Origin of the sequence: Pedobacter zeae, from assembly GCF_014196715.1 — a bacterium.
Classification (GTDB): Bacteria; Bacteroidota; Bacteroidia; order Sphingobacteriales; family Sphingobacteriaceae; genus Pedobacter; species Pedobacter zeae.
On record NZ_JACIEF010000004.1, the window covers coordinates 506,209 to 518,886 of the forward strand.

Annotated in this window: 14 protein-coding genes; 10 read left to right on the forward strand and 4 right to left on the reverse strand. The window is 40.8% G+C overall.

The window, feature by feature from the left end:
• Positions 1-278 precede the first annotated feature (278 nt).
• The 6 genes from rpsL (at position 279) to GGQ60_RS20730 (ending at position 4,563) form a co-directional block, all read left to right on the forward strand.
• Positions 279-692, forward strand: coding sequence for a 30S ribosomal protein S12 (gene rpsL / locus GGQ60_RS20705; protein WP_008244597.1), 414 nt, complete (start codon positions 279-281; stop codon positions 690-692).
• 17 nt (positions 693-709) lie between these two features.
• On the forward strand, positions 710-1,177 hold the full coding sequence (gene rpsG / locus GGQ60_RS20710) for a 30S ribosomal protein S7 (protein WP_183767976.1): 468 nt from the start codon (positions 710-712) through the stop codon (positions 1,175-1,177).
• Positions 1,178-1,306: 129 nt separating this feature from the next.
• Positions 1,307-3,421: an elongation factor G gene (gene fusA / locus GGQ60_RS20715; protein WP_183767978.1), complete on the forward strand. Its 2,115-nt coding sequence runs from the start codon at positions 1,307-1,309 to the stop codon at positions 3,419-3,421.
• A gap of 138 nt (positions 3,422-3,559) precedes the next feature.
• Positions 3,560-3,865: a 30S ribosomal protein S10 gene (gene rpsJ, locus GGQ60_RS20720; RefSeq protein ID WP_008244591.1), complete on the forward strand. Its 306-nt coding sequence runs from the start codon at positions 3,560-3,562 to the stop codon at positions 3,863-3,865.
• Between the two features lie 98 nt (positions 3,866-3,963).
• Positions 3,964-4,209 carry a hypothetical protein gene (locus GGQ60_RS20725; RefSeq protein ID WP_183767980.1) on the forward strand — a complete coding sequence of 82 codons (246 nt, stop codon included), beginning with the start codon at positions 3,964-3,966 and terminating at the stop codon, positions 4,207-4,209.
• 72 nt (positions 4,210-4,281) lie between these two features.
• Positions 4,282-4,563 (forward strand): hypothetical protein, encoded by a 282-nt coding sequence (locus GGQ60_RS20730; protein WP_183767982.1) that lies wholly within the window; start codon positions 4,282-4,284, stop codon positions 4,561-4,563.
• Positions 4,564-4,836: 273 nt separating this feature from the next.
• On the opposite strand, the gene GGQ60_RS20735 is transcribed toward GGQ60_RS20730, so the two are convergent.
• From GGQ60_RS20735 to GGQ60_RS20745, 3 genes are all read right to left on the reverse strand, one after another.
• The gene (locus GGQ60_RS20735) at positions 4,837-5,028 is read right to left on the reverse strand and encodes a hypothetical protein (protein WP_183767984.1); all 192 of its coding nucleotides are present in this window, start codon (positions 5,026-5,028) and stop codon (positions 4,837-4,839) included.
• 11 nt (positions 5,029-5,039) lie between these two features.
• Entirely contained in the window at positions 5,040-5,402 is a 363-nt protein-coding gene (locus GGQ60_RS20740) for a hypothetical protein (RefSeq protein WP_183767986.1), read from the reverse strand.
• A 103-nt stretch (positions 5,403-5,505) separates the two neighbouring features.
• Entirely contained in the window at positions 5,506-6,153 is a 648-nt protein-coding gene (locus GGQ60_RS20745; protein ID WP_183767988.1) for a hypothetical protein, read from the reverse strand.
• A gap of 140 nt (positions 6,154-6,293) precedes the next feature.
• On the opposite strand from GGQ60_RS20745, the gene dgt reads away from it, so the two are divergent.
• From dgt to GGQ60_RS20765, 4 genes are all read left to right on the forward strand, one after another.
• Positions 6,294-7,637 (forward strand): dGTP triphosphohydrolase, encoded by a 1,344-nt coding sequence (gene dgt / locus GGQ60_RS20750; protein ID WP_183767990.1) that lies wholly within the window; start codon positions 6,294-6,296, stop codon positions 7,635-7,637.
• Between the two features lie 277 nt (positions 7,638-7,914).
• The gene (locus GGQ60_RS23130) at positions 7,915-10,266 is read left to right on the forward strand and encodes a DUF8740 domain-containing protein (protein ID WP_183767992.1); all 2,352 of its coding nucleotides are present in this window, start codon (positions 7,915-7,917) and stop codon (positions 10,264-10,266) included.
• Between the two features lie 5 nt (positions 10,267-10,271).
• On the forward strand, positions 10,272-10,775 hold the full coding sequence (locus GGQ60_RS20760) for a T9SS type B sorting domain-containing protein (protein WP_183767993.1): 504 nt from the start codon (positions 10,272-10,274) through the stop codon (positions 10,773-10,775).
• 4 nt (positions 10,776-10,779) lie between these two features.
• Positions 10,780-11,667 carry a PorP/SprF family type IX secretion system membrane protein gene (locus tag GGQ60_RS20765; protein ID WP_183767996.1) on the forward strand — a complete coding sequence of 296 codons (888 nt, stop codon included), beginning with the start codon at positions 10,780-10,782 and terminating at the stop codon, positions 11,665-11,667.
• A gap of 280 nt (positions 11,668-11,947) precedes the next feature.
• Here the strand turns inward: GGQ60_RS20765 and GGQ60_RS20770 are convergent, their stop codons facing one another.
• A complete protein-coding gene (locus GGQ60_RS20770) occupies positions 11,948-12,559 on the reverse strand; it encodes a hypothetical protein (RefSeq protein WP_183767998.1) in 612 nt (203 codons plus the stop codon).
• Between the last annotated feature and the right edge of the window lie 119 nt (positions 12,560-12,678).

Here is a 12,678-nt window from a genome sequence, read left to right on the forward strand (position 1 = left end):
ATGGATGTGGTTGTGCGTATTATCTACGGAGGCCTTCGCATAAATAGCTACGCTCATACATTTAGGCAAGGATGGGCGCGTTATGGGATTTTTGTGAGGAGCCGTAAATAACTCCTTAAGCCTCAACTCAAAACTGACAGTGGCCAGCTGAAAACTTTTTGTGCTAACCCCTTGATTTTTAAAAAGAATTGTTCTACTTTTGCAGTCCGTTTTATGGGCTATCTGTGAAGAGGCCGGGGGAGCGGTAAATTTTTTAATAAAAAACATAAAAAAGCACAATGCCAACCATTCAACAATTAGTTAGAAAAGGTAGAGTAGCACTGGAGTTCAAGAGTAAGTCTCCAGCGTTGGACAGCTGTCCACAGCGAAGAGGTGTATGTACACGTGTGTACACCACTACCCCTAAAAAACCAAACTCAGCAATGCGTAAAGTAGCCCGTGTTCGTTTAACGAACGGTAAAGAGGTGAATGCTTACATTCCTGGAGAAGGTCACAACTTACAGGAGCACTCCATCGTATTGATCCGTGGTGGTCGTGTTAAAGATTTACCAGGTGTACGTTACCACATCATCCGTGGTGCATTAGATACATCAGGTGTAGCTGGTCGTAACCAACGTCGTTCTAAATATGGTACTAAACGTCCTAAACCAGGGCAAGTAGCTGCGGCGCCAACAAAAGGTAAAAAGAAATAATCGGGAGGAAATAAGAAATGAGAAAGTCAAAACCAAAAAAGAGAATTATTCTTCCTGATCCAAAATTCAATGATGTTCAGGTAACTCGTTTTGTAAACAACATGATGTACGATGGAAAAAAATCTATCGCTTACGCTATTTTTTACGATGCTGTTGAAATTGCTGAGAAAAAAGCAGGTGAAAACGGTTTAGAGGTATTTAAACGTGCATTAACTAACATTATGCCGGCTGTAGAGGTTAAATCTCGTCGTGTTGGTGGTGCTAACTTCCAGGTTCCAACTGAGGTTAGACCAGAGCGTAAAACAGCTTTAGGTATGAAATGGTTAATTTTATATGCCCGTCGTCGTGGTGAAAAAACCATGAAAGAGAAATTAGCTGGTGAAATCGTAGCTGCAGCTAAAGGTGAAGGTGCTGCTGTTAAGAAGAAAGAAGATACGCACAAAATGGCTGAGGCTAACAAAGCGTTCTCTCACTTCAGATTCTAATTTAGGATTAACAGAATAGTAAGATTACACAGATTTAATTAGAAGATTATACTGATTAGATAATTTGCACCGATTTGTTTTCACATAATCGGTGCAATCATTTAAAATCAGATAAATCAAAAACATAACATGGCAAGAGATTTAAAATTTACAAGAAATATTGGAATTGCAGCTCACATTGATGCTGGTAAAACTACCACTACTGAGCGTATCCTTTATTATGCTGGTGTAAGTCATAAAATTGGCGAGGTGCACGAAGGTGCTGCAACAATGGACTGGATGGCACAAGAGCAAGAGCGTGGTATTACCATTACCTCTGCTGCTACAACAGTAAACTGGAACTACCGTGGTAGCAAATACCACATTAACATTATCGATACACCTGGACACGTGGATTTTACCGTAGAGGTAAACCGTTCATTACGTGTATTAGATGGTTTAGTGTTCTTGTTTTCTGCAGTTGATGGTGTTGAGCCTCAGTCAGAAACCAACTGGCGTTTAGCCAACAACTATAATGTTGCCCGTATTGGTTTCGTTAATAAAATGGACCGTTCCGGTGCCGACTTCTTAAAAGTTGTTAAACAGGTTAAAGATATGTTAGGTAGCAATGCAGTTCCATTGCAGTTACCTATCGGTTCTGAAGATAACTTTAAAGGTGTGGTTGATTTGATCAACAACCGTGGTATCGTTTGGAATGAGCACGATAAAGGTATGACCTTTACTGAAGTGCCGATTCCTGATGATATGTTAGATGAGGTTGCAGAGTGGAGAGAGAAATTATTAGAATCAGTTGCTGATTATGATGAGACTTTGATGGAGAAATTCTTCGAAGATCCAAACTCAATCACTGAGCGCGAAATTTTAGACGCTTTACGTGCAGCGGTATTAGATGCTAAAATCGTTCCTATGGTTTGTGGTTCATCTTTCAAAAACAAAGGTGTTCAAACCATGTTGGATTATGTAATGGAATTATTGCCTTCACCTCTTGATTCAGAAGGTGTTGTAGGTACTAATCCTGATACTAACGAAGAAGTTTTATTAAAGCCATCTGAAAAAGAACCGTTTGCCGCATTAGCATTCAAAATTGCTACCGATCCATTCGTAGGTCGTTTATGTTTCATCCGTGTTTATTCAGGTAACTTAGAAGCTGGTTCTTACGTATACAATACCCGTTCTGAAAGTAAAGAGCGTATTTCACGTATCTTCCAGATGCACGCTAACAAGCAAAATCCAATCCCTAACGTAAGTGCAGGTGATATTGCTGCGGTAGTAGGTTTCAAGGATATTAAAACCGGTGATACCCTTTGTGAAGAGAAAAACCCTGTTGTTCTTGAATCGATGGTATTCCCTGATCCGGTTATCGGTTTAGCTATTGAGCCTAAAACTCAGGCTGACGTTGATAAATTAGGTTTGGCTTTAGGTAAATTAGCCGAAGAAGATCCTACTTTTAAAGTAGAAACCGATCAGGAAACTGGTCAAACGGTTATCTCTGGTATGGGTGAGCTTCACTTAGATATCTTAATTGACCGTTTAAAACGCGAATTTAAAGTAGAAGTTAACCAGGGTGCACCACAGGTAGCTTACAAAGAAGCTATCTTCGGTACTGCAGAACACCGCGAAGTTTACAAAAAACAATCAGGTGGTCGTGGTAAATTTGCCGATATCAAAGTGGTAATCTCTCCAATTGATGCTGATTTTGAAAAAGGCGGTTTGCAATTCGTAAACGAAATTGTGGGTGGTGCTATTCCTCGTGAGTTCATCCCTTCAGTTGAGAAAGGTTTTGCATCTGCAATGGCAAATGGTGTATTGGCTGGTTATCCGCTTCCTGATATGAAAGTACGTTTGATTGATGGTTCATTCCACGCAGTCGATTCAGATGCTTTATCATTCGAGCTTGCTGCCCGTATGGCATACCGCGAGGCTTTACCTAAATGTAAACCTGCTTTGATGGAGCCAATCATGAAAATCGAAATCTTAACCCCTGAAGAAAACATGGGTGATGTTATCGGTGATATGAACCGTCGTCGTGGTCAGTTACAAGGTATGGATACCCGTAACGGTGCACAGGTAATCAAAGCATTGGTACCACTTTCAGAAATGTTCGGTTATGTAACGCAGTTACGTACCATCACTTCAGGCCGTGCAACTTCTACAATGGAATTCGACCACTACGAGCCAGCGCCTAAAAACGTTCAGGACGAAGTTGTTGCCAAGTCTAAAGGAAGAATTAAATCTGAAGACTAATTAGTATCAAGATAAAAGTAGTAAGTATCAAGACGAACTATCAATCTTGATACTTGCTACTAAAATACTTGCTTCTAAAAAGATAAATCCGGTTTCTGTTGTGAATAGCTCTAACAGGAAACCATAATTAAAAATAAGATGAGCCAAAGAATCAGAATTAAATTAAAATCTTACGATTACAACTTAGTAGATAAATCTGCTGAGAAAATCGTAAAAACTGTTAAACCTACGGGTGCAGTGGTAAGTGGTCCGATTCCACTTCCTACAGAGAAAAAAATCTTTACTGTATTACGTTCTCCTCACGTAAACAAAAAAGCAAGAGAGCAATTCCAATTATGCGCTTACAAACGCTTATTAGATATTTATAGCTCTAACTCTAAAACAGTTGATGCTTTAATGAAACTTGAATTACCTAGTGGGGTTGAAGTTGAAATCAAAGTTTAATTGATTTTAAAAAAGAACAAAAAGCCGTAATGCAAATTACGGCTTTTTTTATGCACTGACTTTTCCAAACAAAAGCAGATAAGTTCGGTTTAACTCATATGAACAAAGATGAAAATCAAGACAAAAAACTGCCGGTAGAAAGGCATGATTTTGCCAGGCAGGAAAAGAATCAGAAGAATAAACCGTCATCGCACGGCGAACTAGCCAGCCAAAATGGTGGCGATTTTTCTGAACTGGAAAAAAGCCGGATGCAAAATCCACCCAGTCATAGAGAAGAGAATGGGTCAGACAAGGATGATGTAAACAGCGATATCAGAATCGATCAGAGTAAGGGTATTAAATAATATTGAACGGCTAAACTTTTCATCCTATAAATTGTTGTTAAAAGGTAGAAGCGCCTGAAAAATAATATCGTTATGGAAACAAAAGATGAGAATAAAAAGAAAGAATTAGATCCGCAATTCGATATTGATCGTGATGAAGACATTGATTGGGATAACGGAGAAGCTACCTATGGGCACAAACGTACTGAGTTTAAACGTAAAGACCAGCCTGATGAAGCACATTTAGCCAATACAGAAGGCCATTCGGAGCATGATGTGAATAAAACACTGAAAAACACTAACTTAAGTAAAGATGAAGATATTGCCAATAGGAATAAAGAGGCCGACAAAGGTATTAGTGGGAAAGACCAATAACTTGTTAATTTAGAAGGGAATATCCATATAGAATAATCCCCTAATAAATAAATGCATTTTCCGGTAGATGGAAGTTAATTAGGATTCCACAACTGAAATGCGTTAATTCAGGAACAATGCCCTTAAATCGTTTAGTCTCTGATTTTAGTTAATCTTTGTCGCGAATCCTACAGCGGTACAAATGTCACCCATTTATTATACTTTTCAAAAGTCGCGTAGATATATTTATTGATATATGTCAATCTAAAAAGTCTTTCAGGTTGTTGCAAATTATCAGTATAAATCGCTTGTCTGTGAATAATCCAGTTTAACTCTTTTCCAATACTGTTTAACTTCACCAATATATCCGGGTATTTGTTTGGTTAAATCAACAGCAAATGATTTTCTACCAGCGGTTCTTTTTCGTAATATACTGAACCCATAAACCGTTAAAGCACTTAAAAGCGCATATTTTAATACTCTCATACTCCTGCTCATTATATTCCCGTATTTAGTGCGTGGTCTTCATCCGTTTCGTTAAGGCCCGTTTTGGTTTTAAAATCCTCTGAAGAACTTCCGGTACGACTCTCCGCACTTTTTATGCTCGGGTGCTTGTCAGGGCTGTTATAGGCATCGTCGCTGAGTGAATCTTTACCTTGAGTACCCGAATTATCGAACCCATCCCTTGCTAAAGGATTGCCTTTAATCATTTCACTTGGCTCCTTACCATAGGCAGTAACCTCATTTACATCGTTACCGGCTTCGTATGCTTTTTGCACATCAGATTTTTCTTCTTTTCTATCGTCTGGTCCAACATAACCTTCGGTGTGCTCTGCTTTGTTATAGATGCTCGTTTTCATAAGACTGCTTTTGTTATTATTAAACAGATTGAGCGGTAAATAGTTTGAAGGATAACAAATGCATACGAAACAAAAAAGGCAGATATTTCTATCTGCCTTTGATTTAACTTTTGTAAGGAAAGTTCCGCGATATTTTCCTCATCATCCGCTCAACCATATCGTCGGTTGAACTCAGGATATTGTCGTCCATCGTTTTAAAGAAACGCCATAGTAATTCTCCATCTGCTCCATTGTTAATGGTTAAAAACATGGTTCCGGTTCCTGATTTTCCACCGAAACCACCGAACAAAACAGCTGAAGCTATCGCACCTGCTTCTGATTTGGTTTGCTCGGTTTCGAAACGGCCACCAATTACGGCATCAACGCCCAGAATTTTTGCCAATTCATCTTTAGTTGTTTCATCCAGTTTGCCCAACACACCTGCTTTCTTTAATAAGATGTTAGTTTTATCAACATCCTGAAAAGTTACTGTGTAATCAGAGGCTTTCCTTAACAAAAAGGTATACATGCTCGCCTGAATAGACCTGGCCATTGATTCTTCCTGACTTTTGTTAGCTTCTGCGCTGAAATTTTTGGGTTGTTTCCTGTAAGAGATTTTTACTTCGAACGGTAAAATGGCAACAGTTTTTTGGTTTTTGATTGCTTCCTTTAGTTTCGGACTTTCAAAAATTTGCTTCGAGCCCTCAAATTGTGCTTTTGTTAAAATAGTAAAGCAGCACAAGAGAGCGAGCGTTAAAAAGATCTTCTTCATTGTTTTGTTTGTTTGGTTATTGGTGGCTAATATAAATAATCTTCAAATAAATGTGATATAAATTTACCTTGAATTTTATGCTTTACCATTTTCCTGTTTTGTTTAACTTGCGCCAAATTTTAAAGGCTTAACGGTATTAAATGGAGTGGAAATACTTACTTTCGAATAAACGGTACGGTCAGGAGCAATACGGTGCCAGTACCGATCGTGCACGTTCTGATTTTCAGCGCGATTATGACCGTTTGATTTTTTCATCCCCCTTTAGAAGGTTGCAGAACAAAACCCAGGTTTTCCCATTGCCCGGAAGTGTTTTTGTTCACAATCGTCTTACCCATAGCCTGGAAGTGGCCAGCGTGGCCCGCTCTATGGCCAATATTTTCCTCAATAGTGTAAATACACACCATCCTGAACTGATTAAAGAGGTACCTTTAATCAATGAGGTGGGCAATATTGTTGCAGCCGCTGCACTGGCACACGATTTGGGTAATCCTGCCTTTGGTCATTCGGGTGAAGCAGCCATTTCGAGGTACTTTACCGATGGCGACGGCCGTGTATATCAAAAAGACATGAACGAATCGCAATGGCACGACCTGATCAACTTTGAAGGAAATGCAAATGCCATCAGGATTCTTACCCATCCGCTTAAGGGAAAAGGCAATGATGCCTATGCCTTAACTTACTCTACCCTGGCCTCGATTGCAAAGTATCCGTGTGCATCTATTGCCGGCAAACAAAAAGGCCTTTTACACCGTAAAAAATATGGTTTCTTCCAGTCAGAAGAAGAAACATTTAAAAAAATAGCAGCCGAGCTTCATCTGCAGCAGGAAGATAACAGGTACCTGGTTTATAAACGCCATCCTTTGGTATACCTGGTCGAAGCAGCCGATGATATCTGTTACAGTATCATTGATCTGGAAGATGCCCACCGTTTAAAAATTCTATCTTATGAAGAGGTGAAGAATTATTTATTGCCATTTGCAAACTCAGGTACCATAGAAGATCGTCTAAAAAACGATTACGAGGATGATGATGCTAAAATTGGCCTGCTAAGGGCAAAAGCCATCAATACCTTAACCAATGAATGTGCCGGGATTTTTTTCCGGGAACAGGAAAAACTGTTAAAAGGAGAGCTTAATCAAAGTTTAACCGACTTACTTCCGGAGCCTTATATTTCGGCCTGGAAAGCAGTAGAAAAGATTTCGGTAGAACGTATCTATAATTTCTCATCGGTAATACAAAAAGAAGTTGCCGGTTATAAGATCATGGCTGGTTTACTGGAAGAATTTGTGCCGGCCTTAATTCATAATAATACACACTATTATAAAAAGCTTGTTAAACTGATTCCTAAACAATACCATACCGATTTAACTGATATTTATTCCATTATTCAAAGTGTGCTCGATTTCGTTTCGGGAATGACCGATTTGTACGCGGTTGATCTGTACCGCAATATTAAAGGCATATCTTTTCCGTCAGAAACTTAATTGTGGAATTAAAATCTTTAATAATTATAGCCAGAACTTCCATTTGAGGTTCTTTTCTGCTGTTTTCTATACAGTAAATGTCGCCAAAACAGGGTGTTGGTGTAAAATTACACAATAGGTGATGATTTATTTTATTGGTTGTCAGTATTTTGTGGTTCATTGTGTCTTTGTAGATGGTCTTTTGTGTAAAGTAGCATCAAGCCGATATACTAATTTGTAGATTTGAACGTATGGCCATAATTTTTCAGGCCTGTCAACTTAGATCTCATCCCGGTTCATGAAAAAAATTCTACTCATCACACTGCTGGGCTTTGCCCTGGCATTAACCGTAAAGGCACAGGCACCACAACAATTTAACTATCAGGGAGCAGCCAGGAATGCCAACGGTACACCAATGGCCAATAAGAACATTTCTTTGCGCATCAGTATTTTGGATGGATCATCAACGGGAACAGCCCAGTATAGCGAGGTCAGAAATGTAGTAACCAATGTTTATGGCCTTTATGCCATCGCCATAGGCTCAAGTGGTGCAACTTCAGTGAGCGGAACGATTGCTGGTGTAACCTGGGCCAGCGGATTAAAATTTGTTAAAGTCGAAATCGATCCGGATAATGGAACCAATTTCAGTTTGGCCGGAACCGCTCAGCTATTGAGCGTTCCTTACGCGCTGTATGCAACTAATGGTCCGGCCGGACCAAAAGGCGATACGGGATCAACTGGGCCTGCTGGCGCACAGGGTGTAGCCGGGGTTGCCGGCCCGCAAGGACCTGCTGGTGTTGCCGGGGCAACAGGCGCCCAGGGGCCAATTGGTTTAACTGGTGCTACAGGACCGCAGGGGCCGGCAGGTGTTAAAGGCGACACAGGAGCTACAGGACCTGCGGGAGTTCAGGGTCCGCAAGGTGTAAAAGGCGATAAAGGTGATACAGGTGCCACAGGGCCTGTTGGGCCATCAACCGGGGTTGCAGGTGGCGATTTAACCGGTAATTATCCAAATCCAACCTTTGCCAACATCCAGGGTAAAACCCTAAGTGCCAACGCGCCGGTTAATAATCAGGTGTTGTTGTTTGATGGTAGCGCCTGGAAACCAGTTACCTTAGATGTTGCCCAGTTGGCGGGCGCAAAAGCCTTAACTTCGACCGATTTAACTGTGAGTGCCAATGGCGCCACAGCGCTGCTTAAAGATGTGGTTATTGATATCAATGCCGGTGCAGTAACAACTGTTAAACTTGCTGACGCTGCTGTTACCACAATAAAAATAGCCGATGGAGCCATTACCACCCCTAAATTGGCTGATGCAGCCGTTACCTCGGCAAAAATTGGCAATAAAGAAGTTAAAAATGTTAATATCGATGATGCAGCGGTAAATACCCTGCAACTGGCAGATGGCTCGGTTACCACGCCAAAACTGGCCGATGCAGCCGTTACCTCGGTAAAAATTGGCAATAAAGAAGTTAAAAATATCAATATCGACGATGCCGCCGTAAATACCTTGCAGCTGGCCGATGGTTCGGTAACGACAGCTAAACTTGCCGATGCCGCGGTAACACTGGCAAAATTAACTACAGCAGGTGCAACCGATGCCAATAAAGTATACATTACCAATGCCGTAACCGGTAAACCCGAGCTCATTAGCCGAACTTTATTTGCCAACGCCAATGCCTGGGCTTTAAAAGGTAATACTGGCAATGTAGATCAAACCAATAATTTTTTAGGCAATACCGATGATGTAGCCATCAACTTTTTGGTAAACGGGCAAAAATCTGGTCGTTTAGGTAATTCGGGCGAAACCAATGTATCTTATGGTTATAAAACTATCGCCAGCAATGTTTCGGGCTTTTACAACAGTGCATTTGGTAAAGAAGCACTTTCGGTAAACATATCCGGTTACGAAAACAGTGCTTTTGGTCACATGGTGCTGCAAAGGAGTTTCAGCGGCATTAATAACAGCGGTTTCGGTTCGCAGGCTTTAAGCGTAAGTACAGTAGGCTCCAACAACAGTGCCTTCGGTACCCATACCTTAATGGCCAATGGTACCGGAATTAATAATACAGCAATAGGTAGTTTAACATTAGAAGCCAGCAATGGCGATAACAATACTGCTTTAGGCTATGCCGCCGGATCAAAAAACAATGGATCGGGTAATATTTTTATTGGTAGTAACGCGGGCAGTACGAGTACCAGTGTAAACAATACTCTGGTCGTGGCCAATACCAATACCACCTATCCGCTAATTGCAGGCAGTATGACTACTGATGGAGGTACTTTAACGCTTAATGGCAGTAATGCAGCTGCATCAACAACTTATGCGCCGGCAAATGCAAGCACCTTAAATGTAAATGGTTCGGTTTCGGCAAGTATCTTAACTTATACCGCCGGTGGAACATTAACACTGGATGCCAGTCATTATACAATCAGACTAAAAAATGCAGGTTTGGCTGTTACTTTAAATCTGCCTGCACCCGTTACCTGCAAGGGTAGGATTTATGTGATTGTAAAAGCACTATCAACAGGCAATGTTACTTTAAACAATGCCATTGCGATGGATGACGATACAACGCTTACTACGATTACAGGGAACAAAATATTAACCATCCAAAGTGATGGCTCATCGTGGATCTCTTTAAATTAAGCGCCATGAAAAGGATCTATTCCCTGCTTGTTCTTTTGCTGTTGCTGTGCTTTGGGATAAAGGTTAAAGCGCAGAGTTTGCCTTACGTATTTAATTCGGCCAGTGGCTCAGGTAAAATCAATAACCAGCTCTACGATTTCAGCATTGGCGAAATGACACTTGTGCAAACTTTTCCGGTGAGCAATACCAGTCTAACACAAGGATTTTTGCAGCCCTTTTTAATTATCGATACACAGGCAGATGTAAGCATCGTAAATAACATTCTTACGCCAAACGGCGATGGCAAAAACGATTTTTTTGTTATTAAAGGACTGGAAAAATATCCAAACCACAAGCTTATCATTTTTGACAGGGGAGGGCGGATGATTTACTCTTCCGTAAACTATAAGAACAACTGGGATGGCTATGTAAACGGATCGGCACTTGCCGAAGATACCTACTATTACATGCTCGATTTAGGTAGCGAAGGTACCGTTAAAGGGTTTATTTCTATTTTATATAAAAAGTAACGGCATGAGTAGCAGGAAAAGCATAATAACAGGGCTGTTGGTTTTATTAGGAATACCGGCATTAGCCCAGCTTAACCCCATGGGCAGCATTTATTATCAGAACCAGTTTTTGGCCAATCCGGCTATGGCGGGTGTAGAGAAAGGGTTTAGCCTGAATGCGGCTTTGAAGACCCAGTGGACAGGCATAGATGGCGGTCCCCGGATTCAATACTTAACGGGAGATTACGCCCTGCAAAACGATAAGGTAGGCCTGGGCATACTTTTTTATAACGAAGGTGCCGGCGCCATTAACCGTACCAGGGCAACAGTAACCTATGCTTACCATTTACCTTTAAATGGTGGTGCCGAATTTGTCGATTTTGGTCTCTCGGCCGGGATTATGAATGAGTGGGTAGATTTTGGCAAGGTAAAAGGCGATCTTGATGATGATGTATTGAATAGCTTTAACGACCGCAGATTGTATTTGGATGGCGATTTTGGTATAGCCTACCGTAACGATAAGCTCACTATTCAGGGGGCTTTGCCCAATCTGAAAAGGTTTTTTAAAAGAGATCAGATCAGAAATGTGGTAGACCGGTCTGTTTATTTTCTGGCCGCTGGTTACCAGTTTACAACCGACAAAGTGATAAACAGCATCGAACCCAAGTTGGTTTACCGCGGGGTACAAAACTATGATGGCATTTTTGATGCGGGCGTAAATATTCAGTTTTTTGATCAGAAGTTAATGCTTAATGGCATATACCACAGCACCAACAGTTTTACCGGAGGTTTTGGCGCCAATTATAAAAACCAGTTTTCTATTTTGTTGCAGTACACCACCAATACCTCAAAAATGCAGAATTACAGTAATGGAGAGTTTGAGGTAGGGTTAAAATATAGTTTGAAGAATTAGATATCGTTCATTAGGTTTGTAACGGGGTTTAGCTGCCTACAAGGCACTGTCCGAAGTAAAATAAACCAGGCAGCAGCGGTTCCGATCCTTCATCGGAAATAGCGGATGGCGGGGCTGGCGGAACCGATTGGTACAAGCACTGCTTTTCATATGAAAGTGACAGTTTTTAATAGAAAGATCGTCATCTCGACTGAGCGTAGCGAATGGAGAGATCTGTGTTTTGAATGATTGAATTTTGAGTGACTGAATCAATCATTCAAAATTCAATCGTTTGGCTTGCTTATCTGCCGCGCCCTTCGTCCCATTTATTGCGCTCATCCTGCAACTCGCGGGCCAGTTTCATTTCTTTATCTTTTGCCTTTACTTTGTGTGCCTGAAATTCGTTTGCCACTTCCTGGTAAAGTTCGGTACGGTATTTTGCCTCATGTCTTAGTTTGCCAGATTGAAAAATAACAATTGCCAAACCTATTGCCAATACAATAATAATGGTCCAAACAATGGTGTTGTAGGTTCCCTTGTTAAAAGCAATACCCAGAAATTTAATTTCGTTAACAGCAGCATTGGCATTGGCCAGCGAACTTTCCTTTCCGCTAACTTCGCCTTTTAAGCTCGAGATACTGCCGGCCTGTGCTTTAATTTCCTGCCTGGCCTGTTGCAGTTGTTTGCGCTCTTTTTTTAGCGTATCGTTAACACTTTTCCATAAAGCCGATAGCCGGGTTGGGTTGATCAGTCTTGCACCGTATAAGCTCTTAGATTTTCTTAACATGAACTCATACTGACCGTTTAAAGATGGATCGGTATTTTTTAAGGTGTCTTGCTGGACCTGCCCGAAAGCGATATTAAAAAACAGGATAGCTACTAAAAACAATAGGGTGTGTTTAATTTTTTGCATAGTTTAATATAGGTGTTAGATTGTAGAACCACATTTTTATCTACTTTAGCCTGAATCTATTCTTGATTTGGGCGAATGAAAAATAGATAAAAATGTTCTCGTTTTTACCTCTAAATAAC